At 72.0% G+C, this 17,876-nt stretch carries 18 protein-coding genes; 2 read left to right on the top strand and 16 right to left on the bottom strand.

Annotated features, from left to right (window positions below; all coding sequences use genetic code 11):
* Positions 1-62 precede the first annotated feature (62 nt).
* From MNZ29_RS05595 to MNZ29_RS05530, 14 genes are all read right to left on the bottom strand, one after another.
* Complete coding sequence (locus tag MNZ29_RS05595; protein WP_242333720.1) at positions 63-857, bottom strand: MetQ/NlpA family ABC transporter substrate-binding protein; 795 nt, start codon at positions 855-857, stop codon at positions 63-65.
* Between the two features lie 117 nt (positions 858-974).
* Entirely contained in the window at positions 975-2,135 is a 1,161-nt protein-coding gene (locus MNZ29_RS05590; RefSeq protein WP_242333723.1) for a benzoate/H(+) symporter BenE family transporter, read from the bottom strand.
* A 143-nt stretch (positions 2,136-2,278) separates the two neighbouring features.
* Positions 2,279-2,992, bottom strand: a complete 714-nt coding sequence (locus MNZ29_RS05585) for an ABC transporter ATP-binding protein (protein ID WP_242333726.1) — start codon at positions 2,990-2,992, stop codon at positions 2,279-2,281.
* Entirely contained in the window at positions 2,992-3,753 is a 762-nt protein-coding gene (locus MNZ29_RS05580; protein WP_242333729.1) for an ABC transporter ATP-binding protein, read from the bottom strand. The genes MNZ29_RS05585 and MNZ29_RS05580 overlap by 1 nt, the downstream gene beginning before the upstream one ends.
* Complete coding sequence (locus MNZ29_RS05575; protein WP_242333732.1) at positions 3,740-4,819, bottom strand: branched-chain amino acid ABC transporter permease; 1,080 nt, start codon at positions 4,817-4,819, stop codon at positions 3,740-3,742. Before MNZ29_RS05575 ends, MNZ29_RS05580 begins: the two co-directional genes overlap by 14 nt.
* 4 nt (positions 4,820-4,823) lie before the next feature.
* A complete protein-coding gene (locus tag MNZ29_RS05570) occupies positions 4,824-5,717 on the bottom strand; it encodes a branched-chain amino acid ABC transporter permease (protein ID WP_242333735.1) in 894 nt (297 codons plus the stop codon).
* A gap of 73 nt (positions 5,718-5,790) precedes the next feature.
* The gene (locus tag MNZ29_RS05565; protein WP_242333738.1) at positions 5,791-6,939 is read right to left on the bottom strand and encodes an ABC transporter substrate-binding protein; all 1,149 of its coding nucleotides are present in this window, start codon (positions 6,937-6,939) and stop codon (positions 5,791-5,793) included.
* A gap of 122 nt (positions 6,940-7,061) precedes the next feature.
* Positions 7,062-8,552 (bottom strand): DcaP family trimeric outer membrane transporter, encoded by a 1,491-nt coding sequence (locus MNZ29_RS05560; protein WP_242333741.1) that lies wholly within the window; start codon positions 8,550-8,552, stop codon positions 7,062-7,064.
* A gap of 59 nt (positions 8,553-8,611) precedes the next feature.
* Positions 8,612-9,385 (bottom strand): amino acid ABC transporter ATP-binding protein, encoded by a 774-nt coding sequence (locus MNZ29_RS05555; RefSeq protein ID WP_242353515.1) that lies wholly within the window; start codon positions 9,383-9,385, stop codon positions 8,612-8,614.
* A gap of 17 nt (positions 9,386-9,402) precedes the next feature.
* Complete coding sequence (locus MNZ29_RS05550) at positions 9,403-10,188, bottom strand: amino acid ABC transporter permease (RefSeq protein ID WP_242353513.1); 786 nt, start codon at positions 10,186-10,188, stop codon at positions 9,403-9,405.
* Between the two features lie 40 nt (positions 10,189-10,228).
* A complete protein-coding gene (locus tag MNZ29_RS05545) occupies positions 10,229-10,978 on the bottom strand; it encodes an ABC transporter substrate-binding protein (protein ID WP_242353511.1) in 750 nt (249 codons plus the stop codon).
* Positions 10,979-11,213: 235 nt separating this feature from the next.
* The gene (locus MNZ29_RS05540) at positions 11,214-12,479 is read right to left on the bottom strand and encodes an MFS transporter (protein ID WP_242353509.1); all 1,266 of its coding nucleotides are present in this window, start codon (positions 12,477-12,479) and stop codon (positions 11,214-11,216) included.
* 88 nt (positions 12,480-12,567) lie between these two features.
* Entirely contained in the window at positions 12,568-13,215 is a 648-nt protein-coding gene (locus tag MNZ29_RS05535) for a glutathione S-transferase (RefSeq protein WP_242353507.1), read from the bottom strand.
* Positions 13,216-13,220: 5 nt separating this feature from the next.
* Positions 13,221-13,541 carry a DUF2917 domain-containing protein gene (locus tag MNZ29_RS05530; RefSeq protein ID WP_242353505.1) on the bottom strand — a complete coding sequence of 107 codons (321 nt, stop codon included), beginning with the start codon at positions 13,539-13,541 and terminating at the stop codon, positions 13,221-13,223.
* A 134-nt stretch (positions 13,542-13,675) separates the two neighbouring features.
* Here MNZ29_RS05530 and MNZ29_RS05525 point away from each other — a divergent pair, with 134 nt between their 5' ends.
* Positions 13,676-14,620 (top strand): LysR substrate-binding domain-containing protein, encoded by a 945-nt coding sequence (locus MNZ29_RS05525; protein ID WP_242353503.1) that lies wholly within the window; start codon positions 13,676-13,678, stop codon positions 14,618-14,620.
* On the opposite strand, the gene MNZ29_RS05520 is transcribed toward MNZ29_RS05525, so the two are convergent.
* Positions 14,580-15,203, bottom strand: coding sequence for a LysE family translocator (locus MNZ29_RS05520; protein ID WP_242333764.1), 624 nt, complete (start codon positions 15,201-15,203; stop codon positions 14,580-14,582). The genes MNZ29_RS05525 and MNZ29_RS05520 overlap by 41 nt on opposite strands.
* A gap of 107 nt (positions 15,204-15,310) precedes the next feature.
* On the opposite strand from MNZ29_RS05520, the gene MNZ29_RS05515 reads away from it, so the two are divergent.
* Entirely contained in the window at positions 15,311-15,739 is a 429-nt protein-coding gene (locus tag MNZ29_RS05515) for an OsmC family protein (protein ID WP_242353501.1), read from the top strand.
* Positions 15,740-15,773: 34 nt separating this feature from the next.
* Here the strand turns inward: MNZ29_RS05515 and MNZ29_RS05510 are convergent, their stop codons facing one another.
* On the bottom strand, positions 15,774-17,693 hold the full coding sequence (locus MNZ29_RS05510; protein ID WP_242353499.1) for a PKD domain-containing protein: 1,920 nt from the start codon (positions 17,691-17,693) through the stop codon (positions 15,774-15,776).
* Positions 17,694-17,876 lie beyond the last annotated feature (183 nt).

Here is a 17,876-nt window from a genome sequence, read left to right as displayed (position 1 = left end):
AGAGGCCCGCCCCCAACCCAGGGGACGAGCCTCGGCTCCGCCGGCGAAAGGTCCGCTCGGCCCTACCAGCCCGGGACCACGACGCCCGGCCACTTCGTGTCGATGAGCTTGCGCACCTCCGCCGAGTGGTAGGCGGCGACGAGCTTCTTCACCCAGGGCTTGTCCTTGTCCGCCTGCCGCACGACGAGGAGGTTCACGTACGGCGAGTCCTTCGCCTCGCGGGCGATGGCGTCCTTGGCCGGGTCGAGCTTCCCCTGGATCGCGTAGTTCGTGTTGATGACGGCGGCGGACACGTCGGGGAGGAAGTTCGGGAGCTGGGCGGCGTCCGCCTCCACGATCTTCACGTTCTTCTTGTTCTCGACGATGTCGATCGCCGTCGGGGTGATGCCGCTGCCGGGGCGGAGCTTCAGGACCCCGTTCGCCTGCAGGAGCAGGAGCGCTCGGCCTCCGTTCGACGGATCGTTGGGGATGGCGATCTTGGCGCCCTGGGGCAGCTCCGCGAGCGCCTTGATCTTGCGGGAGTACACGCCCATCGGGAAGACCACGCTCTTCGCCACGCCGACGAGCTTGTAGCCGCGCGCCTTCACCTGCTCGTCGAGGTACGGCTGGTGCTGGAACGAGTTGGCGTCCAGGTCGCCCTGGTCGAGCGCCGGGTTCTGCTGGGCGTAGTCCGAGAGCTCGATGACCTTGAGCTCGATGCCGTCCTTCGCGACGAGCGTCTTCACCAGCTCGGCGATCTCGGCATGAGGCCCGTTCTCCACGCCGAGCTTGATGACCTGCCCCGCCGCAGCGGGGCGGGCGCCCAGCGCGCAGAGCGCGAGCACGGCGGCGGCGAGGGTGCGGATGGTGCGCTTCATGAGTTCCTCTCCTGGGCGGCCGGGGCCGCGCGTCGATGCGACCCCGTCTTCCTAAATGACGGACGTGCGTCCGGTCAAGCGGATAACGCCGGGGGCTCCGCGCGCGGCTCCCCTCGGCTAACGGCGGAGCGCGAGGAGCGCGATGACGCCGGCCACGAGCCCCCAGAAGGCCGACCCGATCCCGAACAGCGAGACCCCGGAGGCGGTGACGAGGAACGTGAGGAGGGCCGGCTCCCGATCCGACTCGTCACGCACCGCCGCCGCGAGTCCAGCGCCGATCGTGTTCACGAGCGCGAGCCCCGCCACCGCCATCACGAGCTCCTTCGGGAACGCCGCGAACACGGCGCCCACCGTGGCGCCGAAGAGGCCGGTGAGCAGGTAGAAGCCGCCGGCGGCCACGGCGGCCACGTAGCGCCGGTCCTTGTCCGGGTGAGCCTCGTGCCCCATGCAGAGGGCCGCCGTGATCGCGGCGAGGTTGAACGTGTAGCCGCCGAAGGGCGCGAGGAGGACGGTGGTCGCGCCGGTCCAGCCGATGAGGGGCGACACGGGCGTGTCGCCGTACCCGGCCGCGCGCATCACGGCGACCCCCGTCACGTTCTGCGAGGCCATGGTGACGACGAAGAGCGGGATCGCCACGCCGACGAGGGCGCTCGTGCTGAAGGTCGGCGCCGTGAGCACCGGGCGCGTGAGCTCGAGGTGCACGCCCGACAGCCCGAGCAGCCCCAGGGCCGCCGCCACGGCGACGCCCACCGCGAGCACGCCCACCACCGCGTAGCGGGGCCAGAGCCTGCGGCCGACGAGGTACGCCGCGACCATGGCGAGCGCGAGGCCGAGCTGCGTCCTCATCGCCACGAAGGTGTCCATCCCGAACCGGAGCAGGACCCCGGCCAGCATCCCGGCGGCGATCGGCATCGGGATGCGCGACATGCCGCGCTCGAACCAGCCGGTGACGCCGAAGAGGAGCAGGAGCGCGCCGCAGACGAGGAAGGCGCCGACGGCGGCCGACATCGGCAGGCCGGCCGCGCTGGTCGCGAGGAGCGCCGCCCCGGGCGTGGACCAGGCGGTGACCACCGGCACGCGGTAGCGCAGCGACAGGCCGATGCAGGTGAGCCCCATCCCCAGCCCGAGCGCCCACATCCAGGAGGCGATCTCCGCGGGGCCGGCGCCGCAGGCCCTCGCCGCCTGGAACACGATCACCGCGGAGCTGGTGTAGCCGACGAGGACGGTGACGAAGCCCGCGACGACGGCGGACGGCGACAGATCGCGGAGGAGTCGCATGGCCCGGCAATGTAGCCCAGCGGGGCGCCGGCGCGGATCGCGAGACGTCAGCGAGCGAAGCGGGCCCGGCGAGCGGGGGTGGGGGCCCCGGCGACGGCGATCAGCCGTCGAGGGGGCGGGGGACCAGCCCCCGCTGAGACGTCTTACGCGTGAGCCTCGCCGAGGTACGCGTGGCGCACGCGATCGTCCTTCAGGAGGTCCTTGCCCGGCCCGTGGAAGGTGATGCGGCCCGTCTCGAGGACGTAGCCGTAGTCGGCGATCTCGAGCGCCGCCTTCGCGTTCTGCTCGACGAGCAGCACGGTGACCCCCTCCGCGTTGATGGCCTTCACGATGTCGAAGATCATCTTCACGATGAGCGGGGCGAGGCCGAGCGACGGCTCGTCCATCATCAGGAGCCGGGGACGGGTCATGAGCGCGCGCCCCACCGCGAGCATCTGCTGCTCGCCGCCGGAGAGCGTGCCGGCCTTCTGGCTCACCCGCTCCTTCAGGCGCGGGAAAAGCCCGAACACCTTCTCGCGGTCGGCGGCGATGCCCGGCTTGTCGGACCGCGAGTAGGCGCCGAGCGTCAGGTTCTCGTCCACCGTGAGGTTCGGGAAGACGTGGCGGCCCTCGGGGACGAGGCACACGCCGCGGGACACGATGTCCTTGGTGGGGAGCCCGGTGAGCACCTCGCCGTTCCAGGTGACGGTCCCGCGCGACGGCTTCACGAGCCCGACGATGGACTTGAGGGTGGTGCTCTTGCCAGCGCCGTTCGCGCCGATGAGGCTCACGATGGAGCCGTCGGGCACGTCGAGCGCGATGCCCTGGAGCGCGTGGATGCCGCCGTAATGAGCGGAGAGCTGCTCGACCTTCAGCATCACTGGGCTCCCAGGTACGCTTCGATGACCTTGGGGTCGTTCTGGATCGCGGCCGGATCGCCCTGGGCGATCGTCTGCCCGTACTCGAGGACGTAGATGCGGTGGCAGACCCCCATCACCACCTGCATGTGGTGCTCGATGAGGAGGATGGTCAGGCCGAACTGATCGCGGATCCGCCGGATGAAGTGCATGAGCTCGAGGGACTCCTGCGGGTTCATGCCGGCCGCGGGCTCGTCGAGCAGCAGCATCGTCGGCCGCGTCGCGAGGGCGCGCACGATCTCGAGGCGCCGCTGCTTCCCGTAGGGGAGGCTCGTGGCGAGCTCGTCCGCGTTCGACTCGAGGCCCACCTCGCGCAGCAGGTCGAGGGCGAACGCGCGGGCCTCGGCGTCCCGGCGGCGATAGCCCGGCAGGTGGAGCGTCGCCTCGAAGACGTTGGGGCGGAGCCGCAGGTGGCAGCCGACGAGGACGTTCTCGAGGACCGACATCTCCTTGAAGAGCCGGATGTTCTGGAACGTCCGCGCGACCCCGCGCCTGGCGATCTCGTGGCGCGGCATGCCGGTGATGTCCTCGCCGGCGAAGAGCACCCTCCCCTCCGTGGGCGTGTTCATCCCGGTGATCACGTTGAAGGCGGTGGTCTTCCCGGCGCCGTTCGGCCCGATGAGGCCGACGATCTCGTCCTTCTCGATGCGGACCTCGAGGCGGGAGACGGCGGTGAGGCCGCCGAACCGCATGGTGACGCGCTCGGTGCTAAGCAACGCCATGCGTCCCCCCGTCGGTGCCGGCCGGCCCGCTCCTCCGCCACGGCAGCCTCGCCCTCGACAGCATCGCCCACGAGAACTCGCGGCTGCCCATGAGCCCGCGCTGCCGGAAGATCACGACCGCCATCAGCAGCGCCGAGAACACCACCATGCGCAGGCCCGGGCGCGCGTCGAGCTGGAAGACGCCGAGGTCGAGGGGGCCGTCCAGGAAGCGGAGCGCCTCCATGAGGATCGTCACCGCGATGGAGGCGATCACCGAGCCGGTGATGGAGGCCATCCCGCCGAGCACGACCACGAGCAGGATGTTGAACGTCAGCATGAAGGTGAACATCTTCGGGTCGATGGTGGTGAGCAGGTGGCCGAGCAGCGCGCCGCCCACCCCCGCCATGAAGCTCGAGACGGTGAAGCTCACCACCTTCGTGCGGAACACGTTCACGCCCATCGCCCCGGCGGCGATCTCGTCGTCCCGCACCGCCTTGAGCGCCCGCCCGTAGGCCGAGCGCGTGAGGAGGATCATGAAGAGGACCGCCAGCGCGGCGCAGCCCCAGACCTCCCAGGTCCCGGCGAACTTGGGCAGCCCCTTGAGCCCCAGGGCGCCGTTCGTGATCCGCTGCGCGTTGGTGAGGACCACGCGGATGATCTCGGCGAAGCCGAGGGTGGCGATGGCGAGGTAGTCGTCCCGGAGGCGCAGCGCCGGCGCCGCGATGACGAACCCGAGCCCCGCCGCGACGAGCCCCGCCACCACGAGCGCCGGGATGAAGGGGATCGAGAGGTGCGCGAGCCACGGCGCGATGGGCTCGAGGAAGAAGTTCATCTCCTTCTGCTCGGCGGTCATCGTGAGCAGGGCGCTCGTGTAGGCGCCGACCGCCATGAAGCCCGCGTGGCCCAGCGAGAAGAGGCCGGTGAACCCGTTCACGAGGTTCAGGGAGAGCGCCAGCACGACGTAGATGCCGCACAGGTCGAGGACGCGCAGGGCGAAGGCGTCGAAGGTGGCGTCGGCGATGCCGAGGAACACGGCGAAGGCGGCGACGGCCGCGAGCGTGTAGAGGTGCGTGCGCTTCGGCTTCATGGCGTCACACCTTCTCGACGTGGCGCCCGCCGAGGAGGCCCGAGGGCTTCACCAGGAGGACGACGATGAGGAGCACGAACGCGAACGCGTCGCGGTAGCCGGTGAGGGTCGGCAGGAACGCGACGGTGAGGAGCTCGATCCCGCCGAGCAGGAAGCCGCCCAGCACCGCCCCCTGGATGCTGCCGATCCCGCCGATGACCGCCGCGATGAAGCACTTGAGGCCCGGCATCGTGCCCATGAGCGGGTTCAGCTGCGGGTACTTGTAGGACCACATGATGCCGCCGACCGCGGCGAGCAGCGAGCCGGCGCCGAACGTGAACGAGATGATGCGGTTCACGTCGATCGCCTGCAGGCGCGCGGCGTCGAGATCGGTCGAGACGGCGCGCATCGCCATGCCGGTCTTCGTCCGGTGCACGACCCAGAGGAGGATCGCCAGCACCACGAAGGTGAGGACCGGGATGACGACGCTCACCGACATGACCGAGACGCCGCCCAGCCCGAGCTTGACGTTCATGACGTCGGGGACCAGGACGCCCTTGGGGCGGCCGCCGAACACGACGATGCCGACGTTCTCGATGAGGAACGAGGCGCCGATGGCGCTGATCATCACCGAGATGCGCGGGGAGTCCCGCAGCGGGCGGTACGCGACGCGCTCGAGCACCACGCCGAAGAGCGCGGTGACCAGGATGGCGAGGAGGAAGGCCGCCCACCACGGCAGGAGGAACGTCGCCACCGCGTAGAACGCCAGGTAGGCGCCCAGCATGAAGACGTCGCCGTGGGCGAAGTTGATGAGCCGCAGGATGCCGTACACCATCGTGTAGCCGATGGCGATGAGGGCGTAGAGGCTGCCCAGGGACAGGGCATTCGCCAGGTGCTGCAGGAAGAGCGCGAGTGTCATGACGCCTCGGGGCCTCTGCGGCGGGCGCGGGAGGCTGCACCCGCCCCCCGGCCGCCGCGATGAGCTCCTGGCCCTACGGCTGAACCGTGGTCAGGTAGGTGAACTTCCCGCCCTTGACGACCTTGATGACCGCGCTCTTCGTGGCGTCGCGGTTCTGGTCGAACGTGATGTGGCCGGCCGCGCCCGGGAAGCGCTGCGTGGCGGCGAGCGCGTCGCGGATCTTCGCGCCGTCGAGGCTGCCCGCCTTCTCGATGGCCGAGCGCACCACGAGGTAGCCGTCGAAGCCGAGCGCGGTCACCGCGGCGGGCTCCTTGTTGTACTGCTTGCGGTACGCGTCGAGGAACGTCTTGCTGGTCTCGGTGATGGGCACCTCGGTCGCGAAGAACGTCGAGAACACCGCGCCCTCGACCGCCTGCTTGCCGACGTCCACGAACTCGGGGGTCTCCCAGGTGTCGCCGCCGAGGAAGGGCGCGGTGATCCCGAGCTCGCGCGCCTGCTTGATGACGAGGGCGCTCTCCGTGTAGTTGCCCGGGGCGAAGATCACGTCGGGGTTCATGGACTTCGCGGTGGTGAGCTGGGCCGTGAAGTCCTGGTCGTTCGTGTTGTAGTTGAGCTCCGAGAGGATCGCGCCCTCGTCGCCGGTGAGCTTCTTGAAGCTGTCGGAGAAGAACCGGGCGAGGCCCACCGAGTAGTCGTTCGAGACCTCGCGGATGATGACCGCCTTCTTGGCCTTGAGGTCCTTGAAGGCGTAGTTCGCCATCACCGTGCCCTGGAACGGGTCGATGAAGCAGACGCGGAAGTAGTACTCGTTGCCCTTCGTGACGAGCGGGTTCGTCGCGGAGAGCGCGATGGCGGGCACCTTCTTGTCCTTGACGATCGGGCCGGCCGCCATGGACAGCGACGAGCCCCACGAGCCCAGGACGGCGGCGACCTTGTCCTGATCGACCAGCCGCTGGGCGGCGTTGGCCGCCTCGACCTTGTCGGACTTGTTGTCCGAGACGACGAGCTCGATCTTGAGCTCCTTGTCGCCGACCTTCACGGTGGGGAACATCTCGTTCGCGAGCTTGATCCCCTCCACCTCCATCGCCCCGCCGGCCGCGTTCGCGCCGGTCATCGGCTCGAACACGCCGATCTTGACGGTGGTGGGCGTCGAGGACTTCTTCTGGCAGGCGCCGAGCGAGACGAGCGCGAGGGCGCCGAGGACGAGACCGAGGGTGCGCATGTTGTTGCCTCCTGCCGAAGTCGAGACGCCGCTGCTCGGGTCTCGGTTGGGTACCGCCGGGATGAGGACCCGCGCAGGGTTGCACGCCGGCTCATGGCGGGCAAGGCGCGCGGGACCGCGCGTCAGTTCACGTAGTACTTCACCGAGAAGTCGAGGCGCTGATCCTCGCCCCGCTCGCCGGCGAGCGTCCTCCGCTGCGCCCAGATGCCCTCCACGCCGACGTCCACGCCCTTCACCGGCGTGAAGATCGGGCCGACGTGGAGCTGCTGCACCGAGCGGTTCACGCCGTACCGGCCGCCGTCGAGGCCGGTCGCCTTCGCCACGTCGGTGTAGGAGCCGTCGAGGTCCCGCGTCGCGCCGTAGACGAAGTTCACGCGCACCCAGCCCGCGGGCTTGAGCTGGTAGCCGGCGATGACGCCGACGGCGCGCTCGGTCCGGATCCGGCCGGCCGCCGCGTCGTAGAGGGCCCCCTCGATGTAGTTGAGGTAGCGGCCGATGCCGTCGCCGCCCGTGACCTGCAGCGCGAGCCAGTCGGAGCCGCGCACCTTGAACGAGGCGCTCGCCGCCGCGCCCCAGCCGCGCGCCGCGGCCTTCGTGCCGTCGCCGTCGTCGAAGCGGAGCTCCTGCGTCATCGCGCGGGCGCCGAGCGCGCCCCACTGGAACCCCTTGTCCCAGCGGACCACCACGTCCGGCACGCGCGAGAGGCTCGTGGGGATGGGGAGGCCGTAGTCCGGGTTCGGGCTGTCGGCGGGGCCGGCGCGGGAGTCGAGCACGTAGCTCGAGGAGTTCTCGAGCGCGACGGTGAAGCCGCCGGCCGACTGCGTCGCGTAGGTGTAGCGGATGACCGGCTGGCGGATGAAGGTCGCGCCCGTGGGGCCGTTGTAGTCGACGGTCTCCGGGTAGTTGTCCACGTCCATGAACGTGGACCACGTCTGGCCGACGAGGAGGCCGCCGAAGACGCCGTAGAGGTGGCGGACCCGGAAGCCGTAGCTGCTCGTCTGCTGCTGGGTGAAGAGGTTCTCCGGCGCGCCGTACTGGGCGGTGTTCCCGGTGCGCGGCTCGTTGTTGAAGTCGCCCTCGATCTTGACGCCGAGGACGCCGTACCGCGTCGGCGTGGCCGCGTCGATGCCGAGCCGGGAGGTGCGGGCGGTGAGGTAGTCCCGGTTCGTGCGCCGCCCCGCGGCCGTCCCCTCGAGCGGCAGGTACGGAGCGAAGGTCGCGTAGTCGATGTCCGAGTTGTCGGGGCCGAACGCGTGCACCCAGTTCAGCTCCGCGAACCCGTACAGCCGGAGCGAGAGCTCCGTGCCGGGCACCCGGAACGAGCCGGGGACGTCCCCCGCGACCACCGCGTCCTTCTGCTGGATCTCGACCACGTCCACGCGCTCCGCGAGCGCGGCCACCTGCTCCGCCGCCGGGGCGGGCGGCGGGGTGTAGGAGGCGGGCGTGGGCGCGGCCGCCCTCGCCTTCAGGGCCTCGAGCTCCTCCGCGAGCCGCTTCACCTCGGCCCGCAGGGCCTGGACGTCGTCCGGCCGGGCCGCCTCCTCGGCGCGGGCGGCGCCGCCGAGCAGCAGGGTCAGGAGGGAGATGCCGAAGATCGTGTTGCGCGTGCTCATCCGTGTCCTCTGCGAAAGCTCCCACTCGCGGGCGAAGCGCCCGAGCGGAGACGTCACTGTCAGTGAGATATCTGGCCCAGGAACGCCCGGATCCGGTCGTTGCGCTGGCGCTCGAAGAACTCGTCCGCGGGGGCGTCCTGCAGGAGCTCCCCGTGGTCGAAGAAGAGGATCCGGTCCCCCACCTCGCGCGCGAACCGCATCTCGTGCGTGACGACGATCATCGTCATGCCGGACCGCGCCAGGTCCTTCATCACGTCGAGGACCTCGTTGATCATCTCGGGATCGAGCGCGCTCGTCGGCTCGTCGAAGAGCAGCACCTTCGGGTTCATCGCGAGCGCGCGGGCGATGGCCACGCGCTGCTGCTGGCCGCCGGAGAGCTGGAAGGGGTGCTTGTGGACGTGGTCGGCGAGGCCGACGCGCGTGAGCAGCTCGAGCGCGGCGCGGGTCGCCTCTGCGCGCGGCGTGCCCCGGACCCGCCGCGGCGCGAGCGCCACGTTCTCGAGCGACGTGAGGTGCGGGAACAGGTTGAACTGCTGGAACACCATGCCGACCTCGCGGCGGATGGCGTCGAGGTTGCGGACGTTGTCGTCGAGCTCGATCCCGTCCACCACGATGCGCCCGGAGTCGTGCTTCTCGAGGCGGTTCAGCGTCCGGAGGAAGGTGGACTTGCCGGAGCCGGAGGCGCCGATGATCACGGCCACCTCGCCCTCGAAGAAGCGCGTCGTCACGCCGCGCAGCACGTGCGCCGGGCCGAAGTGCTTGTTCACGCCCTCGGCGACGATGAGCGGCGGCCGGTCGGTGGCGAGCGAAGGAGCGGAGCGTACGAGCGACATGGGGTCCGTCCTGCCGCTCAGCGCCGCTGCTCGAGGTCGAGCCGCCGCTCGATCGCCCCGGAGATCCGGGTGAGCACGGTGGTGAGGACGAGGTAGATCGTGGCGGTCGTGGCGAGCGTCGGCACCGGCTCGAAGGTGGCGGCCTGGAGCCGGTTGCCCACGTTCGAGAGCTCCACCACCCCGATCACGTAGGCGAGCGACGAGTCCTTGAGCAGGGCCACCACGTTGTTCACGAGCGGCGGGAGCGCGATCTTGAACGCCTGGGGGAAGACCACGTCGCGGAAGGTCTGCAAGGGGGACAGGCCCAGCGCGCGGGCGGCCTCGGTCTGCCCCTTCGGCACCGCGACGATGCCGGCACGGATCGCCTCCGCGTTGTAGGCGCCGACGTTCACCGCGAGCGCGACCACCGCCGAGGTGAAGTCGGAGAGCTGGAGGCCCGGGACGATCGCCGGCAGCGCGAAGTACACGAACAGCACCTGCACGAGGAGCGGCGTGCCGCGCACGGCCCAGACGTACAGGTCGGCCGCCCAGCGGATCGGCGGGAACGGCGCGAGCTTCGCCACGGCGGTGAGGACGCCGATGGCGATCCCGGCGAGGCCGGAGGCGAGCGTCAGCCAGACGGTGACGCGCGTGCCGCTCGCGAACTCGTCGGCGACCGGGCCGACGGGGTCCGGCATCCACGAGAGCGGCTTCGCCACGCCCCACATGAACAGCACGAGCACCAACGCCGAGGCGGCGATGGTCGCGGTGCTGCGCTGCTGGCGCGTCCAGCGCGCGGGCCAGACGCCGAGTGCGACGTTCATGGGACCGGCTCGAGGGCGGTGCCGTCGGAGCGACGCCGGCTCACCGGCAGCGGACGTCCTCGTTCAGATACTTCCTGGAGATCTTCTCGTACGTCCCGTCGGCCATGATCTCCGCGAGGGCCTTGTTCAGCGCCGCCTGGAGCGAGCCGTTGCCCTTCTTCACGGCCATGGCGATGCGCTCCACGAAGACGAAGTCGCCGATCTTCAGCCCCGCGCCGCCGGCGGACTCGACCGCCGCCTTGGCCACGAAGCGATCGGTCACCCATGCGTCGACCCGGCCGGCCGCGAGCGCGGAGCGCGCGTCGGTGTCCTTGGGGAAGTTCTTGACCTCCTTGAGGCCGGGGATCTTCTGGACGTGCGCGAGGTAGGTCGTGCCGGTCTGCACGGCGACGACCTTCCCGGCGAGATCCTTCACCGTGCGGATCGCGGGGTCCTTCGCGACGATGACGCCGCCCGAGCAGTAGTGCGGATCGGTGAACGTGACCGCCTTGGCGCGCTCCTCGCTCACGCCGAACGAGGCGATCACCATGTCCCAGCGATCCTGCCGGAGCCCGGCGAGCAGCGCGTCGAACGACAGGGCCCGCCACTCGATCGCGACGCCCAGCTTCTTCGCGAGGGCCTCCGCGACCTCGATCTCGAAGCCGGTGAGGGTCGGCCCGCGGAAGAAGTTGAAGGGAGGGAACGCGCCCTCCGAGGCGACGACCATCGTCCCCGACGCCTTGATCTCCTCGAAGGTGCGGGCCTGCGCGGGCAGCGCGGCGAGGGTCAGCGTGAGGGCGAGGAGCTTCATGGGGGTCTTCATCGCGCGGTTCCCTGGAGTCGGAGTTGCGCGGACCCTCCGCGCCGGACGCACACGAGGTCTCGGTGGGGGCGAGCGGGGCGCGCCCCTGGACCTCGGCGCGGGGTGGTAGCCCGCGTGGGGCGCGCTTGTCAATCGGTCGCGGGACGCCGGACGCGTGGCCCGGCGCGTCGAGCCGGACGAGGCGGCCGCGGGCGGTCGGCGGCGGGCGGCCGGGCCGCTTCGGTCACGCCGTGCGCGCGGGGGAGAGCTCGACCTCGGGCCGGGCGCGGCCGCGCCCGATCGCGAGCGCCAGCAGCGCGGCGGCCATGCAGATCGCGCCGGAGGCGAGGAACGCCAGGCGGTAGTCGCCGAGCTCCGTCCGGACGAGGCCGGCGCCCAGCGCGGCCAGCGCGGCGCCCACCTGGTGGGACGCGAACACCCAGCCGTACACGATGGGCGCGTCGTCCTTGCCGAACGCGTCGGTCGCGAGCCTCACGGTCGGCGGCACCGTCGCGATCCAGTCGAGCCCGTAGAACACGCTGAACAGGCCGAGCCCGTCGCCGTGGTGGAGCGCGCCGGGGAGGAAGACGAGCGAGAGCCCGCGCAGCGCGTAGTAGGTGAACAAGAGGCGCCTGCTGTCCCACCTGTCCGTGAGCCAGCCCGAGGCGGTGGTGCCCACGAGATCGAAGAGCCCCATCGTCGCGAGCAGGCTCGCCGCGCGGACCTCGGGGATCCCGTGGTCGAGGCAGGCGGGGATGAGGTGCGTGCCGACGAGGCCGTTCGTGCTCGCGCCGCAGACGAAGAACGTCGCGGCGAGCAGCCAGAAGTCGCGGTGCCGCATCGCCCGGCCGAGCGTGGTGACCGCGAGCACCGCGGGGTTGCCACGCCGCGAGGGGGGCGGCGGCGCCTCCGTCGCGCCGACGGGCAGGAGCCCCACCGCGGCGGGCGACTCGCGCACCACGGCGAGGACGAGCGGCACCATCGCCAGGGCGGCGACCGCCACGGCGCGGACGGCCCAGCGCCACCCCTCCGCCTCCGTCAGGTGGGCGAGGAGCGGCAGGAACAGGAGCTGCCCGGTGGCGGTGCTGGCGGTCAGCGCCCCCATCACGAGCCCGCGGCGGGCGTGGAACCAGCGCGCCACCACGACCGCGCCGAGCACGGTGGCCGCCATCCCCGAGCCGACGCCGACCAGGACGCCCCACAGGACCACGAGCTGCCACGCCGCCCGCATCTCCGTGGCGAGCAGGAGGGCGCCCGCGAGGAGCGTCATCGCGACGGCCATGGTCCGGCGGAGGCCGATCCGCTCGGCGATCGCGGCGGTGAACGGGCCCATGAGGCCGTACAGCAGGAGGTTCACGCCGATCGCGCCGGAGATCGTCGCGCGCGACCACCCGAGGTCGTGCTCGAGCGGCACGATCACCACGCCGGGCGTCGCGCGGATGGCGGCGGCGACGAGGAGCACGCCGAACGTCGCGCCGAAGACGTACCAACCGTGATGGAGCCGCCGCATCCTGGTCACCTCGTCCTCGCGCGGCGGGCAGACGGCCGCCGCCCGGGCGATTCGCCCGGCCGCACCTCGGGATCGATCCGGCCCAGCGTCAGGCCAGGTCGTACTTCGGGATGGCGTCCTGCTCGGCCGCGGCGCCCGCGACCCACTTCACCACCGCGGGGTGGCGCCAGACCGCCTCGGCGTACTCGGCCTCCGGCCCGTCCAGCGCGATGCCGTAGGTGCGGAAGCGCCCGACGACCGGGGCGAACATGACGTCGGCGATGCCGAACCCGCCGAACAGGAACTCGCCGCCCCGCGCGCCGGCGCGGAGCTCGCGCCAGATCGCGCGGACGCGGGCCACGTCGGCGAGCACGTCCTCCGCCGGCGACGCGATCGTCCGCCGGAGCCGGAGGTTCATCGGCAGGCTCGAGCGCAGCGCCTGGAAGCCCGAGTGCATCTCGGCGGACACCGCCCGCGCCACCGCCCGCGCGCCCCGCTCCGCGGGCCAGAGCCCCGCCGCGGGGAACTTCTCGGCGAGGTACTCGCAGATGGCGAGCGAGTCCCAGACGAGGAGCCCCTCGTCGCGGAGCACCGGCACGCGGCCGGCCGGCGAGATCTCGCGGATCCGCCGCGCCGTGTCGGGCCGGTCGAGCGGGACGAGCAGCTCCCGGTACGGCGCCCCCGTCAGCTCGAGCGCGAGCCAGCCCCGCATCGACCAGGACGAGTAGTTCTTGTTGCCGATGACGATCTCGAGCACGCGGTTCACCCTCGCTGGTGGGAGGCCGGGAGGATAGCAGGGCACGGGATGGTCACGGACCGCTCCCGCCGCGGCTGGCGGACCGCGAGGCGCGAAGGAGCGAGCGCGAAGGCCACGACCAGCCCGCCGGCCGGGAGCCTGAGCTCCTCGCCGGCCGCGAGGACGTGGTCCTCGAGATCGCCGGACTGCGTGACGTGGACGAGCCCCGCCTCGGCGCGCAGCACCACCCCGCGGCGGCCCGGGCGCACCCGCGTGGTCGCCTCCGCCGGAAGCTCCCGGCTCCCCGTCTCTCGAACGCTCCACCCGAACGGCCAAGCTCCGAACATGACGCCTTCCTCGCTTCCGGGGCGGATCTCCCTTCCCCGTCGAGCCTGATCTTGCTCTCCCCGACTGGCGGCGTATCTGCACGTTTGTGCACTCCGGGCGTGCACGGATGCACGGCTTTGGACAGGATGGGCTCATGTTCGCCTGGGACGACCTCCGCATCTTCCTCGCCGTGCACCGCGCGCGCAGCCACGCCGGCGCCGCGCGCGTGCTGCGCACCGCCTCCACCACCGTCGGCCGGCGCCTCTCGGCCATGGAGGCCGCCGTCGGGGCGCGCCTCTTCACGCGGACGCCGGAGGGGCTCGCGCCGAGCGCCGCCGCGCAGCGGCTCCTGCCCTACGCGGAGCGCGTCGAGGCGGAGCTCCTCGAGGCGGAGCGCGCGCTCTCCGGCGCCGACTCGCGCCCGACGGGCTCGGTGCGCGTCACGACCGGCGACGGCTTCGCCTCCTTCGTCCTCGCGCCCGCGCTGCCGGCCTTCCTCGAGGCCCACCCCGGCCTCACCATCGAGATCCGGGCCGACGTCCGCGCCCTGGATCTCACCCGCGGCGAGGCGGACGTCGCGGTCCGCCTCTTCCGCCCGCGGGAGCGATCGCTCGTGGCGCGCCGCCTCGGCCTCGAGCGCTACGCCTTCTTCGCCGCGCCCGCCTACCTCGCCCGGCGCGGCACGCCGCGCCACCCGCGCGACCTCGCGCGGCACGATCTCATCCTTTATGACCAGGACTTCGACCGGATGCGCACGCAGGCCTGGGTGCGCCAGACCGCGGCCGGCGCGCGCGTCGCCGTCCGCGCCAGCACGACCACCATGATGCACGCCGCCTGCGCCGCGGGCGCTGGCATCGCGCTCCTCACGGTGAGCACGGTGCGGGACGACCCGGCGTTCGCGCCGGTGCTGCCCTCCCTCCGGCCCCCGGCGAACGAGATCTGGGCGGTGACACACCCCGAGCTCCGATCCACCGCGCGCGTGGCGACGGTGCTGCGCTGGCTCGAGGCGCTCGTCCTCGCGAGCGAGGGGCCGGCGGGGGCGGCGGAGGCGCGCGCGCTCAGCGCCGAGCCATGGCCAGACGCACGCCGAACCCGATGAGCACGAGCCCGGTGAGGCTCTCCAGGGCGCGGGTCGCCCTCGGGTGCGCGAGCGCGCCGCGCATGCGGCCGACGAACAGGGTGACGAGCGACAGCCAGATCATCCCTTCCGTGAAGTGGATGCCGGCGAGGAGGATCGACTTCGCCAGCACCGGGTCGCCCGGGCCGATGAACTGCGGCAGGAACGCGAGGTAGAAGACCGCGACCTTCGGGTTCAGGACGTTGTTGAGCATCCCCTCGACGAAGGCGCGGTGGGCGCCGACGGGCTCGAGGCCGGGCGCCGCCGCGGGGACGCCGCGCACGGCGCTCCAGATCGCCTGGAGCCCCAGGAAGACGAGGTAGGCGGCGCCGGCGAGCTTCACGAGCTCGAAGGCCCTCGCCGAGCGCACGAGGATCACGGAGAGCCCGAGCGCGGAGAGGGTCGCGTGAACGAACAGGCCGGCGCAGACGCCCAGCACCGTGAGCATGCCGGCGCGCCGCCCGCGGACGAGCGCGCTGCGGACGACGAGCAGGGTGTCGGCGCCCGGGGTGAGTGTGACGAGCGCGGCGATGCCGGTGAACGCGAGGACGCGGGCGTCGAGCATCCCTCTGCCATACACCGGCGACCTCGAGCGGGGAAACCCCGCCCCGCGCGGCGCTCGCGCCGGTTAGACTCGCCTTCTGTTTCCAGGCTTCCTACCGAGGAGCGCCCATGTCCGGCGTACCGATGACCGCAGCGATCCAGGGCCTCACCTGCCAGCTCGCCCACGGCCCTTCCGGCTCGAGCCTCACCACCGTGCCGCCCCGCGACAACGGCGGCGACGGCTCGAGCTTCTCGCCGACGGACCTCGTGGGCGCGGCGCTCGCCGCGTGCGCCCTCAGCACGATGGCGCTCGTGGCAAAGCGCGAGGGGCTCGCGTGGGGCGACGCCCGCGCCGCGGTGGAGAAGCGCATGACGCCCCCGCCGCGGCGCATCGGCGAGCTCGTGCTCGCCATCGACATGCCTCGGGAGGCGCGCCCCGAGGAGCGGGCGCGGCTCGAGGAGATCGCGCGCACCTGCCCGGTGGCGCGGAGCCTCCACCCGGACGTGAAGGTGCCGATGGAGTTCCGGTACCCGGCCGGCGACGGCCCCGTCCGCTGAAGCTGGACGAGGCCGTCCCGGGCGAGCGGGCGCGTCAGTACGCGACGACGCCGTACGGCGCGAGCAGCCCCGAGCTCGCGTCCACCTCGAAGAGGACGAAGCGCCGGGTGCCGTCCCTGGAGAAGAACGCGAACCGGCCGTGCGCGAGGAAGCCCTTGCCGCCCACGCCGACGCGCGGGAACGCGACGGTGTCCTGCCTCGCGAGGAAGTCGTCGCCGAAGACGCGGAGCTCCGTATCGCCCGCCGGCTGCGGAGGATACGTCCACGAGTCGACGGCGGGGATGGCGAGGACCTGGCCCGCGGCGAGCGAGTGGTCCACCCAGCGCACGCGCGTGGTGGCCTCCAGGGCGCCGGCGTAGGTCATGTCCGCGCCCGACGTCGAGCCGGTCGTCGTGTTCGAGTGGAAGGAGTTCCCGCAGGCGGTGAAGATCCGCAGCCCGTCCTCGGAGATCCAGAGGTCGCCGCACATGGCGTAGTCGCCGTGGTACGGCGAGTCGTAGAGGTACTTCGCGGTGCCCGCGGCGATGTCGTACTTCTCGATGTCCGCGGGGGAGAGGCCGTTGTCGGCGCCGTAGATGAACGTGCCCCCGGGGTGCAGCTTCGCCTTCGTGCCGGCACGGATGGACCAGCTCGAGCTCAGCGTCTCGGCTCCGGTCGAGACGTTCAGGCAGTGGATCTCGACCCACTGATCGACGCGCGGGAAGGCGTAGACGAAGCCGTTCCCCGCGAGCACCACGTCGAAGACGTCCGAGGTGGTGGGGATGACCTTCTCCACCGCGAGCGGCGCGGGGGAGAGCCGCACGTACGAGACGTAGCCGTTGTGGCCGACGGCGGCGTGGAGCCCGTCCGGCGAGACGCTCACGGCGGTGGGCGCGAGCGAGAGGTCCACCGACTGCTCGGTCCCCGCGACCGGATCGGCGACGTAGAGTCGGTTGGGCGTGGTGCCCACCGTCACCACGCGATCGAGCGACCGCGAGTACTCGGCGTCCACGACGGAGTGCCCCAGCAGCCAGACCTTCTTGTGCACCGTGACCTGGACGGCGTCGGCGGCCGCGCTCTGAAGCGAGCCGTCGCTCACGAGGAGCGAGAAGGCGTAGACGCCCTCCGCGTCGAAGGTGACGGTCGGGGCGCACGCGGTCGGATCGGAGAGCACGGCGGCGCTGCCGGTCGGGCGCGCGGTGAGGGTCCAGGCGCAGGTGAGCGCGTCGCCGTCCGGGTCGGACGAGGCCGCGGCCGAGAGGGCCAGCGTGGCGCCGTCGTTCGACTCCAGGTCCGGGCCGGCGTTCGCCACGGGGGCATGGTTGCGCACCGTGATGGTCACGTCGTCGAAGGAGGACACCACGCCGTCGCTCACCGTCAGCCGGACCACGTAGGTGCCGAAGACGTCGGGGGTGAGCGAGGTGGTGGCGGTGGCCTGGGCGGACAGGGCGGCCGCGCTGCCGATCGGCCGCGTCACGAGGGTCCACCCGAGGACGAGGGGATCGCCGTCGGGGTCGTAGCTCCCCGAGGCCGAGAGCGACAGCTCGAGGCCGCGGCTGCCCTCGCGGTCCGCGCCGGCGCTGGCGACCGGCGCCTGGTTCTCGCAGGTGATGGTCACCTCGTCGTTCACGGGCGAGTTCACGCCGTCCGAGACCTGCAGGCGCACGACGTACGCGCCCGGGACGTCCGCCGTGAACTGGGTGACGTCGGAGGTGGGGCTCTGCAGGCGCGCGCTGCTCCCCGCCGGCCGCGAGACCATCGTCCAGAGGTGCGCGATCGGGAACCCCTCGGGGTCCACGCTCGCCGAGCCGTCGAGCGTGACGACGGCGTTCTTGCCGACCGAGCGATCGAAGCCGGCCTGCGCGATCGGCGGCTGGTTCCCCGGGACGACGGGGGCGGGCTTGCTGTCGCTGCTGCTGCAGGCGACGAGCGTGCAGAGCGCGAGGGCGGCGGCGCCGCGACACGTGACGTTCATGTTCTCTCCCAGGGGAACCGCGGCTCGCGCGTCGGCGCTCCGCGCACGGACGGTTGCTTTCGACCCGCCGTGCATCGTAGCCGAGCCGGTCCGGGCTCGGCGAGCAAACGGCTCCGCGCGCGGAGCGCACGCGATCCCACCCGGACCCACCGGCGCGCACCCTCCGGAGCTCCCGGCGCGCCG

Origin of the sequence: Anaeromyxobacter sp. SG64 (assembly GCF_022690745.1) — a bacterium.
GTDB lineage: Bacteria > Myxococcota > Myxococcia > Myxococcales > Anaeromyxobacteraceae > Anaeromyxobacter > Anaeromyxobacter soli.
This window is presented reverse-complemented; position numbering and strand designations above follow the sequence as displayed.

Bases quoted from the DNA above. Each gene is read 5' to 3' on its own strand.
- MNZ29_RS05595 (WP_242333720.1), bottom strand. From the start codon at position 857: ATGAAGCGCACCATCCGCACCCTCGCCGCCGCCGTGCTCGCGCTCTGC.
- MNZ29_RS05590 (WP_242333723.1), bottom strand. From the start codon at position 2,135: ATGCGACTCCTCCGCGATCTGTCGCCGTCCGCCGTCGTCGCGGGCTTC.
- MNZ29_RS05585 (WP_242333726.1), bottom strand. From the start codon at position 2,992: ATGCTGAAGGTCGAGCAGCTCTCCGCTCATTACGGCGGCATCCACGCG.
- MNZ29_RS05580 (WP_242333729.1), bottom strand. From the start codon at position 3,753: ATGGCGTTGCTTAGCACCGAGCGCGTCACCATGCGGTTCGGCGGCCTC.
- MNZ29_RS05575 (WP_242333732.1), bottom strand. From the start codon at position 4,819: ATGAAGCCGAAGCGCACGCACCTCTACACGCTCGCGGCCGTCGCCGCC.
- MNZ29_RS05570 (WP_242333735.1), bottom strand. From the start codon at position 5,717: ATGACACTCGCGCTCTTCCTGCAGCACCTGGCGAATGCCCTGTCCCTG.
- MNZ29_RS05565 (WP_242333738.1), bottom strand. From the start codon at position 6,939: ATGCGCACCCTCGGTCTCGTCCTCGGCGCCCTCGCGCTCGTCTCGCTC.
- MNZ29_RS05560 (WP_242333741.1), bottom strand. From the start codon at position 8,552: ATGAGCACGCGCAACACGATCTTCGGCATCTCCCTCCTGACCCTGCTG.
- MNZ29_RS05555 (WP_242353515.1), bottom strand. From the start codon at position 9,385: ATGTCGCTCGTACGCTCCGCTCCTTCGCTCGCCACCGACCGGCCGCCG.
- MNZ29_RS05550 (WP_242353513.1), bottom strand. From the start codon at position 10,188: ATGAACGTCGCACTCGGCGTCTGGCCCGCGCGCTGGACGCGCCAGCAG.
- MNZ29_RS05545 (WP_242353511.1), bottom strand. From the start codon at position 10,978: ATGAAGCTCCTCGCCCTCACGCTGACCCTCGCCGCGCTGCCCGCGCAG.
- MNZ29_RS05540 (WP_242353509.1), bottom strand. From the start codon at position 12,479: ATGCGGCGGCTCCATCACGGTTGGTACGTCTTCGGCGCGACGTTCGGC.
- MNZ29_RS05530 (WP_242353505.1), bottom strand. From the start codon at position 13,541: ATGTTCGGAGCTTGGCCGTTCGGGTGGAGCGTTCGAGAGACGGGGAGC.
- MNZ29_RS05525 (WP_242353503.1), top strand. From the start codon at position 13,676: ATGTTCGCCTGGGACGACCTCCGCATCTTCCTCGCCGTGCACCGCGCG.
- MNZ29_RS05520 (WP_242333764.1), bottom strand. From the start codon at position 15,203: ATGCTCGACGCCCGCGTCCTCGCGTTCACCGGCATCGCCGCGCTCGTC.
- MNZ29_RS05515 (WP_242353501.1), top strand. From the start codon at position 15,311: ATGTCCGGCGTACCGATGACCGCAGCGATCCAGGGCCTCACCTGCCAG.
- MNZ29_RS05510 (WP_242353499.1), bottom strand. From the start codon at position 17,693: ATGAACGTCACGTGTCGCGGCGCCGCCGCCCTCGCGCTCTGCACGCTC.